This is a genomic window from Polyangium jinanense, assembly GCF_028435265.1.
Classification (GTDB): domain Bacteria; phylum Myxococcota_A; class Polyangia; order Polyangiales; family Polyangiaceae; genus Polyangium; species Polyangium jinanense.
The window spans coordinates 136,931-155,680 of the sequence record NZ_JAGTJK010000002.1; the positions used below are offsets into that span (position 1 = coordinate 136,931).

15 protein-coding genes are annotated in these 18,750 nt (G+C 64.8%); 6 read left to right on the forward strand and 9 right to left on the reverse strand.

What is annotated here, in order from left to right; genetic code table 11:
• Positions 1-127: 127 nt before the first annotated feature.
• Positions 128-640, reverse strand: coding sequence for a DUF3224 domain-containing protein (locus KEG38_RS04880; RefSeq protein WP_272417844.1), 513 nt, complete (start codon positions 638-640; stop codon positions 128-130).
• A gap of 586 nt (positions 641-1,226) precedes the next feature.
• On the opposite strand from KEG38_RS04880, the gene KEG38_RS04885 reads away from it, so the two are divergent.
• From KEG38_RS04885 to KEG38_RS04895, 3 genes are all read left to right on the forward strand, one after another.
• Positions 1,227-1,730, forward strand: coding sequence for a hypothetical protein (locus KEG38_RS04885; RefSeq protein WP_272417845.1), 504 nt, complete (start codon positions 1,227-1,229; stop codon positions 1,728-1,730).
• A gap of 171 nt (positions 1,731-1,901) precedes the next feature.
• Entirely contained in the window at positions 1,902-3,899 is a 1,998-nt protein-coding gene (locus KEG38_RS04890) for a hypothetical protein (RefSeq protein ID WP_272417846.1), read from the forward strand.
• A 49-nt stretch (positions 3,900-3,948) separates the two neighbouring features.
• Positions 3,949-5,298 carry a hypothetical protein gene (locus KEG38_RS04895; RefSeq protein ID WP_272417847.1) on the forward strand — a complete coding sequence of 450 codons (1,350 nt, stop codon included), beginning with the start codon at positions 3,949-3,951 and terminating at the stop codon, positions 5,296-5,298.
• 19 nt (positions 5,299-5,317) lie between these two features.
• On the opposite strand, the gene KEG38_RS04900 is transcribed toward KEG38_RS04895, so the two are convergent.
• The 3 genes from KEG38_RS04900 to KEG38_RS04910 all read right to left on the reverse strand — a co-directional run bounded on the left by KEG38_RS04900 (position 5,318) and on the right by KEG38_RS04910 (position 7,905).
• Positions 5,318-6,763, reverse strand: coding sequence for a S41 family peptidase (locus KEG38_RS04900; RefSeq protein ID WP_272417848.1), 1,446 nt, complete (start codon positions 6,761-6,763; stop codon positions 5,318-5,320).
• A gap of 117 nt (positions 6,764-6,880) precedes the next feature.
• Complete coding sequence (locus KEG38_RS04905) at positions 6,881-7,288, reverse strand: GFA family protein (protein WP_272417849.1); 408 nt, start codon at positions 7,286-7,288, stop codon at positions 6,881-6,883.
• Between the two features lie 407 nt (positions 7,289-7,695).
• Positions 7,696-7,905, reverse strand: a complete 210-nt coding sequence (locus tag KEG38_RS04910; RefSeq protein ID WP_272417850.1) for an RtcB family protein — start codon at positions 7,903-7,905, stop codon at positions 7,696-7,698.
• A gap of 290 nt (positions 7,906-8,195) precedes the next feature.
• On the opposite strand from KEG38_RS04910, the gene KEG38_RS04915 reads away from it, so the two are divergent.
• The 3 genes from KEG38_RS04915 to KEG38_RS04925 all read left to right on the forward strand — a co-directional run bounded on the left by KEG38_RS04915 (position 8,196) and on the right by KEG38_RS04925 (position 13,684).
• On the forward strand, positions 8,196-9,230 hold the full coding sequence (locus KEG38_RS04915) for an STAS domain-containing protein (RefSeq protein WP_272417851.1): 1,035 nt from the start codon (positions 8,196-8,198) through the stop codon (positions 9,228-9,230).
• A 65-nt stretch (positions 9,231-9,295) separates the two neighbouring features.
• Positions 9,296-12,436, forward strand: coding sequence for an amino acid adenylation domain-containing protein (locus tag KEG38_RS04920; RefSeq protein ID WP_272418618.1), 3,141 nt, complete (start codon positions 9,296-9,298; stop codon positions 12,434-12,436).
• Between the two features lie 948 nt (positions 12,437-13,384).
• Positions 13,385-13,684 carry a hypothetical protein gene (locus KEG38_RS04925; protein ID WP_272417852.1) on the forward strand — a complete coding sequence of 100 codons (300 nt, stop codon included), beginning with the start codon at positions 13,385-13,387 and terminating at the stop codon, positions 13,682-13,684.
• Positions 13,685-13,828: 144 nt separating this feature from the next.
• Here KEG38_RS04925 and KEG38_RS04930 read toward each other — a convergent pair whose 3' ends face one another.
• The 5 genes from KEG38_RS04930 to KEG38_RS04950 all read right to left on the reverse strand — a co-directional run bounded on the left by KEG38_RS04930 (position 13,829) and on the right by KEG38_RS04950 (position 18,173).
• Positions 13,829-14,221 (reverse strand): hypothetical protein, encoded by a 393-nt coding sequence (locus tag KEG38_RS04930; RefSeq protein ID WP_272417854.1) that lies wholly within the window; start codon positions 14,219-14,221, stop codon positions 13,829-13,831.
• Between the two features lie 137 nt (positions 14,222-14,358).
• Positions 14,359-14,781, reverse strand: a complete 423-nt coding sequence (locus tag KEG38_RS04935) for a hypothetical protein (RefSeq protein ID WP_272417856.1) — start codon at positions 14,779-14,781, stop codon at positions 14,359-14,361.
• Positions 14,782-14,866: 85 nt separating this feature from the next.
• Positions 14,867-15,991: an RNA polymerase sigma factor gene (locus KEG38_RS04940; protein ID WP_272417857.1), complete on the reverse strand. Its 1,125-nt coding sequence runs from the start codon at positions 15,989-15,991 to the stop codon at positions 14,867-14,869.
• Between the two features lie 44 nt (positions 15,992-16,035).
• A complete protein-coding gene (locus KEG38_RS04945) occupies positions 16,036-16,746 on the reverse strand; it encodes a hypothetical protein (protein ID WP_272417858.1) in 711 nt (236 codons plus the stop codon).
• Positions 16,747-17,129: 383 nt separating this feature from the next.
• Positions 17,130-18,173, reverse strand: coding sequence for a hypothetical protein (locus tag KEG38_RS04950; protein WP_272417859.1), 1,044 nt, complete (start codon positions 18,171-18,173; stop codon positions 17,130-17,132).
• Positions 18,174-18,750 lie beyond the last annotated feature (577 nt).

The following is an 18,750-nucleotide window of genomic DNA, read 5'->3' on the forward strand; positions in this document are numbered from 1 at the left end:
TCCAGCCCTACCCGCAGTGCGTTTGCGACAAGCACTGTCCCTCAGGGAAGGCCTGCGTCAGCGGCGGCTGTCAATAGCTGCGCAGCGCGGTCACCGTCGTGAGACCTGGGGTCCCGCCCCATCTCGATTAGAACCGTAGGTGACCTCGGTATGAGAATGTTATCGGGTCGTCTTCGACGTTGTCTTTGAAGTCGAGTCTCCCCGTGACACCCTCGAAAACACCCGTGCCGCTGCCCGGTACGATGGGATGTTGGCATCGTCCAAAGATCTCAGTAGCCGGGTCGGGGCAATCCTCGTACTTCGCCTCGAACCGGTAGGTCGTCTCGAACGTGCCTTCGTTTCCGTTGTACGAGCCAACGAAGATCTCCCTGCCCGTCTCGAGATAGGTCCCACTCGGCTTGCATTCGCTGGTCTCGACGATGACATAAAGGCACCCGTTCAAGTCCCCCGTCATCGGGTTGAAGAAGTCGGCTCCGAAGGTGTCGAGGTCGGGACATTCTGGGGTGCTCTCGGAAACGGGAGCCAAGGCGAGCCCGTCTATCTGCGTCGCACCCCCGGCAAGCACCGGGGAGGGAGCCATCGAAAAAGCACTGATGATGGCCCCCACCGATATCACCGCGACGATGTAACCTTGCCTCATGGTCAGCCTTCTTCTTCATGCAGGGTTCTGCGCAAGCGAGAGGTGGAGGAAAGGTACTCGTCGAGGATAAATCGTGAATGGGGAATCCCCTGATTTTCACCCCGAGAAGGGTGTAAATGACATGTAGGCGCTACAGGCCGGGGCAAAAACCCCTCTCGGACGGTCGCGCTGGGGGGATATTGCCAGCGGTCGCTCGGTCGCTTGATCGACGCGCTCACGCTACCAGGCGCCGGTGCTCGGCGCCTTCCCAGCGTTCCAGAGCCAGATGCTCAGCGCGCCCATGCCAGAACCGTAGGCACGAAAGGCCCAGGGATCGAACCCCACCGGCGCGTTCCAGCCATAAGGGTCGATCGTGAGCCTTTGGCCATCATTGGCGCGGGGTTGCCGTGGTGAGCCTGCAAAGCTTCAGCGAGAGCGCCATTTCGGTCATTTCCGACATGATCACGCGGCCTTGGCCAGGTCGAAGAGATTCCCACGTTCAGCATCCTCACCCGGCCAGCTGCGGGGCGGTCGATCATGCTATCTGGCAGGGTCGTTTTGCTTTATTCTGCGCGTACAGCGCCTGATCACGCGTCCAGGAGGCCCCATGTTCGAAATTATTCAAAGGAATGACCAGAGAGCCCCCCTCGCCATCATGGAGGACCATATCAATAACAACGTAAACGATCCGTGGACGACGTGCCCGTGGGTGAAGGTTGGAAACCTTTACATGTCCGTGACCCAAACGTCCGATTCATCCTGGCCGACACTGGTCAGGCACCTTCAGAGCCAGGGACAAACGAAATTCACCGTATTCTCGGGACGGCACGGTACACAGGCTGGGCAGGCGGTCTCGGAAAGCAAGGGGATTTTGAGTTCCAAATACGTCCTCGACAAGGCATTTTATCAAAACGATGTGAGGGCGGCGGCGCAGTTCGGCAATGCAGTGAAGGTGGTCGACGTCGGGGCGAGCCCCCAGACGACGACCACGGTCGATTTTGCAGGCCAACACGAAGCAAGCGCTCGCCAGCGGTGTCGTCATCTATGCGTGGTGCCACTCGCTGTTTTCGATGATGGACCACAGCGCAGAACTTTACAGCGCCGTGTATAACAAGAAAGTCGTGAACAAGGATGGAATTCGCATGAGGAACTACGCTGTCGAATCGAGAGCGTTGTGGCTCAGCAACCTCAAAGTCGCGCAGCTCGTGACCGATTGGTACAGTTGGGTCCCTTGAGGCCTAGGCCTTGCGCTCGGCCGCTCGCTCGGGCATAGGCCTCGCCCATGGGCGCCTTCTTCACCAACGTGCATGTCCGCCTCCCCAAGGGGGCCTCGTTCGAGCCGTTCCGCGCCGCGCTGATCGCCGCCGCCGAGGAAGAGGGCGCGGAGCTCTGCGCCGAGGGCGCGGAGCCGGACCGGACTGTGCTGATCCTCGGGCCGAACAAGCACGGCTGGGTGTCCATTTACGACGAGCGCACCGAGGGCCAGGACCAGGCGCTGCTCGACGGTCTCGCCGCGCTGGCCTCGCGCGCGCTGGGGGCGCCCGCCATCACCGTACTCGTGCACGACAGCGACGTGCTTTGCATGGACCTCTTTGCCGAGGGCGCCTGCGTCGACCGATACAATAGCCATCCGAGCTATTTCGGCGAGGAGGCCGATGAAAGCGACGCCGAAGAAGTTTCGGGACACCCGGAGCGGTGGGCGTCGCGCTTCGCGCTGGGAATATCGGCCGCGGAGCTCAGCGCCATCTGGAGCGGCAAGGAGCTCTTCGCGGAGGCCACGCTGGCCGAGACGGCGCGCGCCCTGGGGGCACCGCCGGAGCGGATGGGCGTGGGGTACCGTTATCTGGACGAGAAGACCCGGGCGAAGGCGACGGCGCTGCGCTTCCGGCTACGCGAGCGGCCGGGGTACGAGGCCGCCGCCGCGGGGCCGACGGTGCTCGTGGCACAGACGGTCGGGGAAAGCGTGCCGGCGAGGTTTTCGGTGGGCGACGAATTGCGCGTATCGCTGACCACGCATAACCACGGCGGGCCGTCGCAGGGATTGCAGGTGGTGGCCTGGGGCGAGGCGATCACGCAGGGCCTCGTGAAGGTGGAGCGCTTCGAGGTGCTCGTCGGCGATGTGCGCGCGGGCGCGCAGCACGAGAATGTGGCGCCCTCGGCGCGCGACTACAAGTGCACCCCGATGGTGGTGGCCGAGCTGGAAAAGGCCGTCTTGCCTGCGGGCGTGCCTGGCGGCTTTCATGCAATGGCACCCGGCGGGGACTGGCAGCGCGCCTTCACGGCCATGCAACGGGCGCAGGTGCACGTGAACGTGGTGGGCCGGGTGGTCTCCGCGGGAGCGGCGACGCTCCACGTGGGATTGAAGCCGCTCGCGCATCGCGAGGGGCGGACGTCGATCACTTACGAGCTTACCCTGGACGCGCCTCTCTGGCGTCCGCTGCGCGCGGCGCCGGAGATGCCATCGCAGGTGCTCCTGCCGCTCTCGATGGGGCAGCTTTGGGTGGCATTCGTGGTTTTCCCCGACCGCAGCGAGGCCGTCGTCCAGCACGCGGCGCAGGCGTTCGAGAAGCTCGCGACGCTGGTGGCGCCAGCGTCGGGCTTCGACACCGCCATGTTCCTCGCCAAGGCGGGCCGCCGTCCCGACTCGAAATCGGCGCCGGGCAAAGGGTTTTTCGAGGGCGCGCGCTGGCGGAAGCTCGTCGAGGGAATGCACAAGGAGCAGGTCGTCACTGTACAACGGCAAGAGGACATGCACGCGCTCATGGCCCAGGCGGCGGCCACGGGCGTGATGCCAATGCCAGGGCTCGGGGTCTCGTTCGGCGGCTCGATCCTGCCGCAAAACAAGCCGGAGACCGCGGTGCTCAGCCTATGGGTGAACGTCACGGAGCTCGCCGAGGCGCAGGTATCCGCGGAACGGGCGCATCTCGTCGAGGTGGTGGAGGGCGCCATGGAGCGGCTTGGCGCGCTGCAAGGGTTTCTGACGCGCTGGGGGACGGCGCCGTCGAACAGCCTGAACACGACGCCGTACGAGGTGGCGTGCGGCATTCACGGGGACACGCTGCACCCGAGCTGGGCCTCGCGCTGGCTGCGCGCGGTGGGGAGCGAGGCGACGTGGATCGGGGCGCCGCTGCTCGCGCATCTGGACGCGGATTCGCGGAAGAGGCTCGCGCAGGTGGCGGACGTGCGCCCGGGGACAGGATGGCTGCGCGTGGAGCCGCGGCCGGGGGAATCGCTGACGGAGATCGAGCAGGCGCTCGCGGCGTTGTTGCCGGAGCGTTGAGGAATGTCGGTTATTTGCCCTTCGTGCTCGTTTGGGCAAAGAAGCCGTCATGCGATTTCGCGATGTAGCGCTCGGGCTCGTGGGATTTTTCGGTTGTGCTTGCGGCGGCAAGTCCGCCCTCGAAGTGGAAAGCGGTGCCGGCGGTGCTGGGAACGGAAGCAGCAGCGCAAGCTCGTCCAGCTCCGGCGGCGGAGGCGTCGGACCTGGCGCGCCCTATAGCCTCATGCTCTCGGGCAAGCTCGCGACCTATCCCCTCGCCATCGCCCCAGACGGCTCCGCCTGGGTGTTCGGCGGGACCTACACCGAGCCAACCCCCGGCTACCCCGAATGGGAGAGCGCCTGGGTCTCGAAGATCGATCCCCACGGAACCATCGTGTTCACCGGGACCCTCGACGGCGAGGACATCGTCGTCGAGCCCATCGCCATCAAAACCGACGCAGAAGGCAACGTGCTCCTCACCGCCTATGCGAAGCGGACGCCGGGCTCGCAGGCGGACCTCGACATCCTGGGGAACAAGTTCGGAACCTACGACGAAGCTCCCTTCATCGTGCGTCTCGATCCGAGCGGAAACATTCTGTGGGTATCCATCACCGACAGCCAGAAGACCCCGAGTGATCCGCCCGCGCATCGCTTCACCGACATCGGCGCCGATGGCGAGGGGAATGTGTATGTGGCCGGCTCGATCTCGAGCCCGTTCGTATCGGATGAAATCGATTCCGAGGTGACGGTTCGAGCGCCTGGTGGAGGCACGTATCTGGACGGGTACACGATGCCGGCCATGAAAACCGTGTTCTGGAAGCTCGAAGTGGAGCCGAATGGGGACTTCTGGCTCGCGCGATCATCGTATTACCAGAAAGCACGGGTCCAGAGGTTCAAACAGGGTGGGCAGTTGCAGAGCGAGGTGACGGAGAGCGTGTGCTGGGTCGATGTGTTCGCCTTCGCGCCCGACGGCAAAGAAGGATTTTTCATGGCCCGCGCAGAGGACCCCGCCGAGCACTGTTATTCCTCCCTACGGCATCACTCGCTCGACGGGAAAAGCGATTGGTTCATCGAAGGAACCGAGTTCTACGCCGTCCACACGACGCTCACGAGAAGCTCCCCCGGACGTGCATGGCTGGGCCTCGGGCTCGAAGGGACCATCAACATCAATGGATCCACGCTCACAGGCAAAGATTACGGCGATATCGTCGTTGCCGAGATCGACGAGCACGGGACGTTCTTGCAATCCGCGACGTACGGAGGACCAGGAGACGATTACGTGGAGCAAATCGCGCTCGATGACGAAGGTCGTCGGTACATGGCCGGCTATTTCACGAGTCAAATCGACTTTGGACAAGGCGAGCTCGTGAACAGCAGCGGACAGCCGCGCGCCATTTTCGTGACCCGGTTGGATCCTTGAGTCGGGCGGGCTCCCCCCGCTACTTTGCCGCCGCCTCCGGGCGAGCGGAAAGCTGCGCCAGCCGAAGGACGGCTTTGGCATGTCCGTTCGACAGGTCATCCTTGGGAAAGATATCGATCGTCTCCTCGGGAGGAATGCCGCGCGCCTCGAACAGCTGGCCTTCCGTGTCCAGGTAGATCTCGTTCGACAATTCCACCTTCCAGCCGTTCGGCAGAGGCTTCTCGAGCACGTCGGAGAAAGCGCCTCGTGTCGTCGTCCCGAAGTGCTTGACGTGGGGGAGAGCCCGCATGGCGAGCGTGAACGTTTCTCCAGCGCTCACGGTGACGTCGCTCGTCAGCAGATAGACCTGACCGGTAAAGCGCGGCCGCGGGCTCGGCTCCACATGGAATGCCTGCGGCGCCATGCCCTTCGCGCGGTAGGCCTGCTTGGTGAAGGCAAGCCGCTTCTGGTCGGCAAAGCGGTTCGCAATCGCGCGGGAGATCAGGTCGTAGCCGCCGCGGTTGTTGGTGACGTCCACGATGACCGCAGCGGCGCCGTGAAAGGCTGACATGGCCTCGTCCAGCACGAGGTCCAGGGCGGAGAGCTCCTTCTCGCGCGAGAGCTTATCGCCGAAGCCCCCCATCGTGACCACGTTGAGATACCCGACGCGCGGGGCGGCGAACCCCCATAAGATCCGATCGTTGGCGGCCTGATGCCCCTTTCCGCCGAGGATGACCTGCAGAATGCCATCGCGGTAGGCCCGCAACCACGCGCGCTCGACCTCCTTCGCGGGTCGACCCTCGGCGCGGGCACGCGCCGAGAGCAGCTCGAGCGTTGGGCTGTGCGTCTCCTCGAAGTTCAGCGCGTCGGCGCCGATTTCGGCCGAGAGATTGACATGCGCGTCGCCGAGGCCTTGCAGCGTCGTGGAGAGGACGTCGAACAGCTTCCGCTCGGGCATTCCAGGCGACACCTGCGCGCGCCCCGCTTCAACACGTGCCGACCAGTCCAGGTTGCGTTCCTTGAAGAATGCGTAGTGCTCCGCGAGGGTGGCGGCGAAGACTTCGAAGACCGCAGGTGCATCCCACGCGCGGTTCTCATCATTGCAGGAGGCCGGCAGCCGGTCGATCCTGTCGAAGAGGTATCGCGTCTCGTCCGGACGGCTGAGAAAGTGCATGGCACCCTCCGGTCCGGGCTGGCTATAGCCAAAAATCTCGAGCAGCCCCGCAGTCTCGTTGGGGTCTGCATAGCAGCCTGCGGCGCTTTCGTGGTGAAGCCGTAGCCCCTTGTCGGATACCGTCAGGAGCCAGCCGTAGCCGCGCGAGCGCCACGAGCCTCGCACACCCTTCGCCGTCGTCTCTCCCTGGATGACCGGGCTTATCGTGGCGGCCGCCGGCGGGGCGAGCGGCGGAGAGCTGCCGCCGGGGCCCGATGCGGCGCAGCCGGTCATCAGAACGCAAAACCCAGCAAGAAGGCGGAGATGCATCATATCGATCGAGGTTCTAGAGCGCCGAACGGTTCGGCGCTCTGCGAGATCGCGAAGCGGTTTCCCCCTCGGGACGAAAGAAGGCTAGAACATCGAGCGGTTGTCAAACCGATCGATGTTCTAGCTGAACTGCTCCATCACCTGCTGGCCGGTCATTTCCCGGGTCTGGTTGGCGAAGCAGTAATAGGCCGGTTTCTCGTCGATGTAGACCTGCAGGTTGAAGGCCCACTGGGTATCGCCGTCGAGCACGCCGACCGGCACCGCATGGAAGCCGCCGGCCTTCAAACGATAGAACAGGTGGGTGCCGCACTGGCCGCAGAAGCCGCGCTGGGCCCAGTCGGAGGAATCGTAGATGCTCGGCTCGCGACCGCTGAAACGTACCTGTTGGGTGCTGTGCACCACCAGCAGCGGGCCACCGGCCCACTTGCGGCACATGCTGCAGTGGCAGGCGCTGACGCTGGCATCTTCCAGGGTGACGCTGACCTTGGTAGCACCGCAGAGGCAATTACCGTGTTTTTCAAGGGACATGGGGATGGCTCCGTGCGCTGGGTAGGGCCTGACGGTCTAGCAGGTCGGTGAGCGCATAGGGCAAACCGGGAATTCCTGCTCCCCGGCGCCTAGCACGCTTCCCGTGCGGCTGGCAACCGTGTCCTTATCAGATGGGAGACACTCGACGTCATCGAGCGGGAGGCCCGCGTCTCACCCACCGGCGAGGCACTCGGGATTGCAGCGCTCGGCGATGCAACCGGGGACTTGACGCACGGAGCACAGGACTCGGACAGGCTCTTCGTCATCGTGCACGCGGCGACTGACTCGGGGCTCACCGGCGCCGGGCGAAGTTTCATTCGCCCACGCTGGTAGCACTCGGGCGGTCTGGACGTCACGACCGTTCCGCCCAGGGCGCGCAGAGGGAGTCCGAGGAGAGGCGGTTTCTTTCATCCCTTCACGGTCGTGAGCGGCCAGAGGCGGGCCACTCGCCGCGCGACCCCCGCGTCTTCCACCGATTGCACGACCGGCGTTATCGGTTTGTATGCATAGGGCGCCTCCTCCTTCATACGCTGGTGATACTTGGCGAGGATATCCCGCCGGCAGCGCACCTGAGGTGAGTCGGGATCGCTCGGCGTCACCACGCGGAGCCGGGCCATGGCTTCCGTTGCCGCGGTTCGTCGTGCGGGAGGTCGAGGAGTATCTCCGGTGCGGACTCCTCGAATATGGGGTCATTCGTGTGGCGTACGCGGCGTGGAAGGACACGGTTGCGTTTGCGGCATCGTCGGTTTGTCCACGGGAGCGGGGGAAGATCAGGGACATCCTCCCCCGCCTTCATGATCGAAGTGCCGAACGCGCTGCTCTCGCTCGATACCGATCACGGTCCATCCTCCGTGCGCCTCGGGTACGGGCGTACGCATTCTGATGGGGACGGTGCGCCCTTGCCCTGGTGCTGTCCAGCCGTTGCGAATGTCCCGCATTCAGGGTGGCGCGTTGGCGTGCATCTATCCTAGAATCTTGGTGGAGGTGGAGTATCATGAATACGCTCACCGGCGTGGAACCACAAGCACTCGACGATACGTCCCCGTCGAATCGCACGGATGCACTCGGTCCGGAGACATATCTCCATTGCAATGGTATCGCGTGCGCTGAGGAGGAAGTGCGCACGCTGAGGGCTGTCGTGAAGTCGCAGACCTCCATGATCGAGCAGCTTGGCGTTGCTCAGGCGCTCGTCAATTACGCCCTCGACGGCATCACGCTCACGTCCCTCGACGGCCGCGTTATTTATGCGAACGCGAGCTTCAAGGCAATGAGCGGGTTTGGAGAGAGCGCCGTCGGACTCACTCTCGAGGAGTTCTACGATCCCGAGAATTATGCAAGGCTCCAGGCTGAAGTCGTCCCTGTGCTCTTTGACACGGGCGCATGGAGCGGCACCCTTCGAATCAGGCGTCCGAATGGCAGTGAATGGCTGGGACAGACCTCCGCCTTCCTCATCAGAGACGCCGCGGGGGCGCCCACGGGAATGGCCGGATTTTTTCGGGATGTCACGACGAGCACGGCCGAGCGCCTCCAGCTCAAGCTCCAAACCGAGCTGGTCAAGACCCAGCAGCGGGCCCTCCGCGCGCTCGGGACTCCGCTCTTGCCTATCGCCGACGGTGTCGTGGCCATGCCCCTCGTCGGAGATATCGACGACGCGCGGGCAGCGGAGATCCAAAGGGCGCTCATCGACGGCATCGCTTCGCACCACGCACGGGTCGCCATCCTCGACATCACAGGCGTGAAGCTCGTGGATGCCGAGATTGCAGATGCGCTGGTGAGCGCCGCGAAGGCAGCCCGGCTGCTCGGCGTTGAAATGTTGATGACCGGCATCAGCCCCGCCGTCGCGAAGACCCTCGTCGAAATCGGAGCCGAGCTTTCAGGCATCGTCACACGCGGAACGCTCCAGAGCGGGATCGCGTATGCGCTATCGCGCGATCGGCGCTGAGGCTCAGCCAGTTCCTACCGCGGAATTCTGTTGGCAAGGGGGAAAGCGTGACACTGACAACGATGATGAGCACGGATGCGCCTCGTGACACAACGGTTCACTCTCTTTTCGAGGCGCAGGCCCGAGCGGCACCAGACATGATAGTGGCCGTGCACGAGGGGCGAACACTCACCTATGGCGCGCTCGATCGCAGCGCCGGACGGCTCGCACGCAGATTGCGGCGGTGCGGGGTGGGACCGGGCGTGCTCGTCGGCATATCCGTGGCCCGGTCACTTCCGATGCTCGTGGGCATCCTCGGCGTTCTCAAGGCGGGGGGCGCTTATGTTCCCATGGACCCCACATACCCCAAGGAGCGCCTGCGATGGATGCTCCACGAGACCGAGGCTCCGGTGCTCGTCGCGCAGCCGGACCACGCGCGTCAGCTTGGATTCCAGGGCGACGTCGTCCCGCCCGATGACGACAAGGCGAACGGAGATGCCTACCTTCCATCGGGCGATCCGTTACAAAATCTCACATCCGAGGCCCCGGCGTACGTGATGTTCACGTCCGGCTCAACGGGCCGCCCGAAGGGCGTCGTCGTGCCTCATCGCGCGATCGTCCGGCTCGTCGTGCAGACCAATTACATCGAGTTTTGTCGCTCCGACCGCGTCATGCACGCTGCGAGCCTGTCCTTCGACGCGTCCACGTTCGAGATATGGGGCGCGCTGCTCAACGGCGCGCGCCTCGTCCTCGTCCCGCAAGACACGTTGTTGTCGCCTGCCGCTCTCCGCGCCGCCAAGGACCGCGCCGGCATCACCGTGATGTTCGTGACGACCTCGATCTTTCATCATTTGGCGAGCGCCGATCCCGATATCTTCTCGGGCCTCGAATATCTCGTCGTCGGCGGGGAGACGCTCGACCCGAAATGGGCTCGTGCCGTGCTGCGTACCGGCGGCGTGAGACGACTGATCAACGGGTATGGTCCGACCGAGAATACGACATTCTCCACGACGCATCTCGTCCGTGATGAGCCCCATGACGCCTCGAGCATCCCGATCGGTCGGCCCATCGCAAAATCTACCGCCTACGTGCTCGATCCGGACCTCTCGCCCGTTGCCGCGGGTGTACCTGGCGAGCTTTATGTCGGCGGCGACGGGCTCGCCATCGGGTATCTTCGCCAGCCCGAGCTCACGGCCGAGCGTTTCATTGCGGATCCGTTTTCGAGCAAGCCCGGGGCGCGGCTCTATCGTACCGGGGACTTTGCTCGTTATCTACAGGACGGCACCATCGACTTCCTCGGGCGACAAGATCGTCAAGTCAAGATCCGCGGCTTTCGCATCGAACTCGGGGAGATCGAGGTGGCGCTCTGCGCCTGTCCCCTCGTCAAAGAGGCCGCCGTGGTCGTGCGGGAGGACGTCCCCGGCGACAAACGCATCGTGGCTTATGTCGTCGCCCACGCGAGCGTCGACACGAAGCAGATAGGCGCCCACCTCGAGGCACGCTTACCAAGCCACCTCCTCCCCTCATACACCGTACTCTTACCCGCGCTCCCCCTCTCGTGCAATGGCAAACTCGACGTCTCCGCCCTTCCGTCGCCACGGGACGTGCGTGCACGGGCCGAGTTCGACGAGGCGTCGCCTCCTTCCACGAGCACCGAGACGCACCTCGCACGAATCTTTAATGATATCCTCCGCATGGGGGGCATCCACCGGGAGGACTCCTTCTTCGACCTAGGAGGTGATTCCATCCTTGCCGCGCGGCTCATCGTCCGTATCCGCCAGGATTTTCGGGTTGACTTGCCCGCGCGATATCTCTTCGACGCGCCGTCGCTCGCGCGCCTTGCGCAGAATATCGACGATGCTCGACGCTGCGTCTGCAATGACGTCGCGTCGAGCACGATCGCGTCGTTCCACGACGACGTCGAGCTTGATCCGAGCATCCGCCCAGGTCCTGCGACCCGCCCGAGCGGCCCTCCCCGGCATATCTTCTTGACCGGCGCCACTGGCTTTCTCGGCGCCTTCCTCCTGCGCGATCTCCTTCGACATACACGCGCGGAGATCCGCTGCCTCGTGCGCGCGGAGGATACGCAGGCGGGCATGGAGCGTATTCGCGCGGCGCTCACGATGTACGGACTGTGGCAGCCGCAGCACGAGGCACGCATTCTGCCCATTCCTGGCGATCTGAGGCAGCCGCTCCTCGGGCTCGATGCGCCCCAATTCCACGCCCTGGCCGGGCAGATCGACACGATTTACCATTCCGCCGCCGAGGTCAATTATGTCAAGCCCTACCACGCGCTCAGGAGCGCGAACGTCTCGGGGACGTGTGAGGTCCTCCGGCTGGCGTGCGCGATCCGGCAGAAGCCGGTGCATTACCTATCATCGATCGGTATCGTCGGCCATGTGGGTTATTTCAAGGGCGTGAGCGTCGTGTACGAGACCGACAATCTCGCGCACGGCGCGCCCTACCTCGATACGGACATGGGCTACTCACAGAGCAAGTGGGTCGCCGAGCAACTCGTCTCCACGGCGCGCTCGCGTGGGCTCGCCACGAGCATCTTCCGACCGGGGTTCATCATGGGCGACACGACGACGGGCGCCGCCAACGTGGACGATTTCGTCTGCCGGTTGATCGAGGGTTGCATACATGCGGGCTGTTATCCCGACCTGCCGCGCCAGCGCAAGGACTTCGTCCCTGTCGATTACGTGAGCGCCGCCGTCACGCGCATCTCGCTGAACCCTGCAAACCTGGGCCGGACGTACCATCTCGTGCCGCCGGTGGCCGAGTCGCCCGATCTGCAGGGCTTCTTCGAACTCCTGCGCGGCGCCGGACATGCGCTCCGGAGGCTCCCGTTTGCGTCTTGGCTCGAATGCGTGCTCGATTCGGTCGGGCGCTCTCTGAGCAGCCCGCTCCTTCCGCTCATCCCGATGTTGACGGAGAAGGTGCACGAGGGGCTCACGCGATGGGAGCTCTACGAAGGCATGCCGGTCTTCGATGACACGAACACGCGCCAGGCGCTCGCGGATACCTCGTTATCATGTCCACCGCTTGACGCCAGGTTGCTGCGCGTCAACCTGGCCTATCTAGGCGGTCGCACGCGCCACCGAGGGGCGCGACGCGAATTGAGCGGGGTGATGGAACCGACCTCCGAGGTTACCTTCGAGCCTCGCTCGGAGCTCCGACCTAAGCTCCGACGTCACCTTCGAGCCTCGCGCAGAACTCGGACCTGACCTCCGAGAACGGTTCCATCCCCCCTGACCCGGCGTGACCCGCTCGATCCGCGTCCCATGGACGCCGGATCGCCCCCGTTGACGCGTGGTGGTGCCACTTCGGATCCAGTGGCCACCCCTTGGGGCGCCCCGCCGGCGCGTGGTGGTGCCACTTCGGACGTTGCCGCCCTTCCGAGCTCCGGGGCCGAGCCACGCACGGACCTACTCGCGGTGCTCATTCCGCAGTGACGCCAATCAGCACCTCGACGCCGCCGATTCTTGAAACCGATCGCTAGTCGACGCGGAACGTCCCGACCTCCCGGCCGTCGATGATGGCGGTCGCCATGCCGCTATAACCTCGTTCATTGGGGACCGTATGACCGAGACAGCCCCGTTGATGACCCGTGTCGAGCGAAACCGCGCCGCATGAATCGACGCTGCGAAGGACGCATCGAGTGCCAGACATGACACACACTCGGGTCACGGCGATCCGGTGAGGGCGACCCGTGTGGTTGTTCATGGCGACGAATGCTTGAACGCTTTGCCTGCCCCGCGAAAATCCAAGGCATACCTGATATTTGACACCATCATGATCATACGTCGGCCCACATCGAGTGCCGCCGGCCCACCGAGGGAGCGGCTTCCAAGTGGCCGCGTCCGCCGTAGCCGGGCAGAGGAGATGGACGGCCGCCGCGAATGCGAGGAAAATCAATGATTGCTTGACGATGTTCATGCGCGCCCCTGCCAAGCTCGTTGCGTCCACGGCGCCGTCCGTCAAGCAGCCCGCGCAGAGCTCGTTCCCAGCGGCCCCTCGGCAGCAGCACCTTGCGCAGCGCCATACTCCCGTCCTGCCACCGCTTCACGTTGCGGCTCACCCGTCGCGCCGTCGCGTTCACGCTCTCGATTGGATTGGCTCGTCGGCGAGCGTGGGCTCCGATTGTGTCTCGAGCGCGCCGGCCTTAGAAAAGATTGAGCATCACCGATGGTCGCGATGACAAAGGGGAGATCATGAGAAAAATGGTAACTGCGCTCGCGCTTGGCGCGTTCTCGCTGTCTCTCGTGCTGCTCAGCGGTGGCTCGGCGGTGGCCCAGCATCGACCGCGGGGATCGTACATGCGCACCTGCAGGAACATCCGCATGGAGGGGGGGACCCTGTTCGCGATGTGCGAAGATCGTGGCGGGCACTTCCGGAGGACGATGCTGCGCGATTTTCATCGCTGCAGGGGCGACATCTCCAACGACAACGGTCGACTGCGCTGCAGGCGCTGAAGAAAGCAATTCCTGAGCGGCTCGCCGGATCGCAGAGGAGGCGTCCATGGGGGCCGGCCCTGAGGGGGTGGGGTGTCTGAGGGCATCACCTCCGGGGCCTATGGTGTCGGGAAAACCGACACATCGTGGGCATGTGTGTCGCGGTCACGGCGAGCGTCCGCAGGCGCGCTTCTCGCCCAAATCCACTCGCTGACCCGGCTGACCCGGCCTTATCACCCTCATGCTGCGAAATACGTGGCAGAAGCCCGGAGAGTCCCACTCGGTGCGTAGGTAGCGGTGGTAGACGGCCTGTTCGCCGCACCTCGTGGCGTGAGTGCGCCTGACAAAATTCGGATCGTCACAGGCTGCTGCGGCTGGCGATGGGCTGACGACCAGCAGCGGGCCGACCAGCGCAAAGATGGCAGCGATACAGGACTTTTTGGCCCTGAGCCTCCGCTTGTACGAAGTGGTGGCGGGTGCGCTCATCGGTTTTCCGGCTGCTTCGAGCTCGGAGGCGAGATTGGCCAGAAATTCGGGCTTGATTGTTTCCACGTTCATCCCCTCCACGTTGATGGTATCGTTCCGTCTCTCTCGTTCGAGCCGAAAGCAATACATCGTTCGTGCCAAACGAGGCGAGAAGCTCCTTCCACCGCACCATGATGGCCCCCGCAGGTGCTCCCCAAGGCTGCCGTCTTTCATAGCTGGGCGCGATCGCTCGCCGCGCGCTTCCGCGCGAACACCTCCACGGTGATGTTGAACGCGGCGCGGTGCAATACCTCAGCCGCGCGCGCAGCTTCCTCCGCCGTCGCAGCAAAACCGCGGAACACGTCCCGGCCTTCCGCGTCGATGGCCCCCTCCTCCACGTAAATGCAGCCATCACTCCCGAGCGCAAGCTTGTGGAGCATGCCCCACGCGAGCACGTCCGCCGCGTTGAACTTCATGACCTCTTCCGCATGCAATGCGTAACCAACGAAGACCGGACGCCCCGGGGGTGGCTCGTCCTCGAACTGGAAATAAAGCTTGCCGTCGCTGGCGAGTGCGAGCTCCGTGGTCAGCTCCGCGGGTTCGGACGGCTCGGGAGCGGGGGGGACCATTCTCTTGCTGAGCTTCCTGGGCATGGCTCGTTTCCTTCGGCTCGTCGTTGGGACGGACCTACTTAGGGGGATTGGTTCAGCCGCGGCGAAGGGACACCAAAAAACTCACTCAGCGCGCGGCCTTCACGATTTTCCCGAGGACCGCTGCCCTCACGTTGGGGAAGGGATTCGCAGGGAAACGGCGATCGTAGCGAGCAAGAACCTCCCGAGCATCCGCGATGTCCCCCTGCTCCAAGGCGCCTCGGGCCCGATCCAGCAAGGCGCGCGCCTCGAGCAGGGGATCCGCCGGTTGCTGCCCCGCAGTGAGTTTCCGCGGTGGCACCGCTGGCGGCGTGGTTGGCTGCGCAGGCGTCGCGTCCACGGCAGGGACGTGCGGGACGCGCTCGTCAATGTAGGCCCGTGCGGCCACCGGCACCGGGGCCGGCGTGGTCTGCATGAGGAGATAAACGATGACCCCACCCACAATCCCGCCCGTCAAGTTTCCGCCGACAAACGAGCCGACGTTCGAAGCGACAGACGTGGCCGCCTCGGCATTCGGCACGGCATCCGGAACCGCTGGCTGGGCCCCCGACGCGGGGCTCTGCTCGACGATGGCGCGGAGCTCGGCGAGCTGGTCCTCCGGCACCTGCTCCGTGCGGGCGCGAATGAACGCGAACAGCCCGTCCACCGCGAACGGCAGGACGACGAGCCCGCGGTCGCGCATCTTCCTCTTGATCCGGCGGGAAAAATCCTGCCGCGCCCGTTCCAGCCGATCCTTGACCGTTCGTTTCGAGCCCCCGATGAGCTGCGCCGTCTCCTCGTAGCTCAGCTCCGCGAGCTCCACGGCCGTGAGCACCTCGCGCAGATCCTCGTCCATTTCCCCGATGGTCTCGTGAACAAGCCGCTCATATTGCGCTGTCGCCATGGCTTCCTCGGGGTTTTTCGCGCCCACCGGCAGGACGGTCACGTCTTGCTCGTCGGTGAAATCGCTTCGATAGTCCTCGCGCTGGCGAAGATCGCGCGCCATCCGCCTCGTGATCACGTACAGCCAGAGGCCCAGCGAACCTTTGGCCGGGTCGTACCTCGACAAGCTTGCGATGGCCGCGAGCAGCACCTCCTGCGCGAGGTCTGGAATGTGCTCGTCGGCGACGGGCCCCCAGGGCGGCGTGAGACGGGCCAGCCAGATAGGCACGCGGCGCGAGAGCTGCACGAGCTGGTCACGAGTCGATGGGTTCGAGGTTCGTTCTTGGGTCACATCTTCGGGGATTGGGTCGAGCCCCCGAGAGGGACACCAAAATCCTACGGTCGACAGCAAATCGTCGACGGGCGGAGGCGCTCCACCTCGCCGGTGGACTCACCGTCGATCGGCTGACACGTGCCCGGGTGGTATTTGACGTCCGACAGGGCCTTGCTTCCGAGTGCCTGTCCTGGTGGCGTCAAGGGCAAACACACCTCTTGCAGCGACGAGATCGGGTATCCCGAAATCAGTGGCGTCTGACACATCGCATCCGAGTAGATCGAGGCGGTCGCGGTACACAGGCTGCCGACGACCTCGGGCGAGCACGTGCAATCCGTGCAGGTCCGTTTGTCGTCGTAGCCGGTATAAATGACGAGGCGGTCGGTATAACTTTCGCCTTCGCAGGGGACGTCCCCTTCTTGATACACGCAGATCCGGAACTCGGGAGGGGGCACGGGCGCGGGGGCACACTTCGACGCGGAGCCGCACCCCACCTCCCCACCTTCCGGAAACCCCTCGCAGCCAATGACCGTCAGCCCCCACCTCGGCACGTCGGAGGTTCCCGTGAGGATCTGCTCCTCCTCTACCTCGCAGCCGACGTCCACGGCTTGCATCGGGCCAATCGTGAGAGACTCGACGCACGCTTTCCCGCCGCATTGTTTGCCGGCGGCGATTGCGCTCGCGTTCGAGCAGGCTCCATCCCACTCGGTCGGAGGATCGAACGACGTTACCACGGTCTCCGGCGCGTCGCAGGCGGCATTTTGCGCGGTCATCGTCGCGGGAAGGATGCACGTCCCGGTGGATGGCTTGCAGGCGCAAGCGCAGTTGAGCGGCCCCGCGATCAGGTCAGCGTACTTGGTAAAATGGTGTACGGGCGCCTCCGGGGGACATTCGAGAGGGTGACCCGGCGACCTCGCGATGAGGATAGGGTCGCTCCATCCGATGGGCCGCAAAGGGACGCACTGCCCGCCCCGTGCCTCGCATGACTTGGCCTCGACGCCGCCGCCGCCGCCGCCGCCTTCCTCGCCGCCATCGTTCGTTCCGGCGTCATCGGCATCCGGACCGGCGTCGCCTATTCCAATAACTTCAAGCGTCCCCGTATAACATGCCGAACACAGCGTCACGAATGCACCACAAATAGCCAACCGAATAAATGCTATGGTTTCCATATCGCCCCAACTCCAATAGACGGCAACACCGCAGGCATGGCCCAAATTCTTTCCGACTCTCGCGACCCAGGGGAAAGATAGACGATTTCGGTCCTGGTAGCCGCAATCAGTACCTCTGCATATCCGCGGAGTCGCACGTGCGGGGAGAGTGCGACGTCGTACGAACCCCGCAGGCCGGCACCGCCGAATGGCTCGGCGAAGCTACTACCCGTCTTTGCCGCGGCGCCGACGCCAATTTGATAGACCCCAGCGGATATCGGAATGCAGGCACGGACATGTTCGCCAATGACGAGGCACGGGAGCACGACGCCCGTTGCAAACCACGTGCGGATCGGGACCTCGGCGACCTCCCCTCGATGATCGACCACGACGCGCAGCTCGACGCCGAGGCTAGCCCGCGGCCAACGCAGCGCGACCTGGAGGGCTCCGCCGAAGGCGACGTTCGGGGTGTCGAGAGGCCCGAACACGGCGGCTGCGGACAGCTCCGGGCGGAACGGGGGCGCGGCGGCTGCGCCGGCCGGTGGAGCGGCCTGCGGAGGGGGCGCGGCCGGGGGCAGTACGTCAGGCGGCTGCCGCTCTGGCGTAGGCACCGAGGCCGGAGACGCGGGCGGCGGCGGGACCAGGAGTGCCCACGCCTCCGGCTTCTCGCCCTTCACGGTCACGAACCGCACCGCCACCATGAGCGCGACGTCCTCGACGAGATCATTGCACTTCCCTCGGGGCGTCGCCGTTTCCTCCCATTGAACCGTCCCCTGCTCGTCGCGCGCGATGAGCACGGCCTCCAGTTGCCCCCCGGCACGCCGCACCCTGACGGAGAGGGACGCACGCGCCGATTCCGGGAAGACGTCGTAGCGGAACTTCGCGCTCGTCAGCTCGGCAAGGGCCGCTTCCGTGGGACACCGAACGTCCGCGGGAACGACATACTCCAGGCGAAACGCGAGCCGCTGGTCCACCAGCGCGTCGTCGGCCATTGCAGGCGCCGCAAACGCGACGACCGAGGCGGTGAGCAGGTTGAGGCCCGGGCAGCGCATCGAATCCGTGGACGAACCCTGATGCTACCAGGGAACGCCCGGAAAACACAAGGGGACGGCGCACGGTTCGGTCACGACGAACCAGGGGGGGGTCACTCGGACGAACCCCGGATCCTGCCTACGGCCATTCGCGGCGGCAGTTCGAAGAGCGTCGGCCGGTATTCGGGATCTTGCCCGGTGCCGGTCGACGTCGAGGTCGAAACGCACGCCGATCGTGCAGGGGATGTCTCGCGCCGGCGCGAACACCTTCCAGACCTCGGCAGGGCGCGCCTTGCGCCGGCGCGCGCACCTTCCAGACCTCGGCAGGGCGCGCCTTGCGCCGGCGCGAGCGCCTCGCAAGGCTCGTCAGGCAGCGCCTCGCACCGACGCAAACACCTTCCTGCACCTGACAGGACGTGTCTTGCGCCGACGCAAACACCTCCCGGCCGTCGGCAGGACGTGTCTTGCGCCGACGCAAACACCTCCCGGCCGTCGGCAGGACAGGTCTTGCGTCGACGCGGACACCTCCCAGCGCTCGCCGGGAGCCCACCGACGCGCCTGCGCCCGCGCGCCCCGTCGAAAGCAAGAATCCGCCTCG

What these genes read in the sequence shown, in the direction of transcription:
- KEG38_RS04880 (WP_272417844.1), bottom strand. Translation starts at nt 640, where the DNA reads ATGAGGCAAGGTTACATCGTCGCGGTGATATCGGTGGGGGCCATCATC.
- KEG38_RS04885 (WP_272417845.1), top strand. Translation starts at nt 1,227, where the DNA reads ATGTTCGAAATTATTCAAAGGAATGACCAGAGAGCCCCCCTCGCCATC.
- KEG38_RS04890 (WP_272417846.1), top strand. Translation starts at nt 1,902, where the DNA reads ATGGGCGCCTTCTTCACCAACGTGCATGTCCGCCTCCCCAAGGGGGCC.
- KEG38_RS04895 (WP_272417847.1), top strand. Translation starts at nt 3,949, where the DNA reads ATGCGATTTCGCGATGTAGCGCTCGGGCTCGTGGGATTTTTCGGTTGT.
- KEG38_RS04900 (WP_272417848.1), bottom strand. Translation starts at nt 6,763, where the DNA reads ATGATGCATCTCCGCCTTCTTGCTGGGTTTTGCGTTCTGATGACCGGC.
- KEG38_RS04905 (WP_272417849.1), bottom strand. Translation starts at nt 7,288, where the DNA reads ATGTCCCTTGAAAAACACGGTAATTGCCTCTGCGGTGCTACCAAGGTC.
- KEG38_RS04910 (WP_272417850.1), bottom strand. Translation starts at nt 7,905, where the DNA reads ATGGCCCGGCTCCGCGTGGTGACGCCGAGCGATCCCGACTCACCTCAG.
- KEG38_RS04920 (WP_272418618.1), top strand. Translation starts at nt 9,296, where the DNA reads ATGAGCACGGATGCGCCTCGTGACACAACGGTTCACTCTCTTTTCGAG.
- KEG38_RS04930 (WP_272417854.1), bottom strand. Translation starts at nt 14,221, where the DNA reads ATGAACGTGGAAACAATCAAGCCCGAATTTCTGGCCAATCTCGCCTCC.
- KEG38_RS04935 (WP_272417856.1), bottom strand. Translation starts at nt 14,781, where the DNA reads ATGCCCAGGAAGCTCAGCAAGAGAATGGTCCCCCCCGCTCCCGAGCCG.
- KEG38_RS04945 (WP_272417858.1), bottom strand. Translation starts at nt 16,746, where the DNA reads ATGACCGCGCAAAATGCCGCCTGCGACGCGCCGGAGACCGTGGTAACG.
- KEG38_RS04950 (WP_272417859.1), bottom strand. Translation starts at nt 18,173, where the DNA reads ATGCGCTGCCCGGGCCTCAACCTGCTCACCGCCTCGGTCGTCGCGTTT.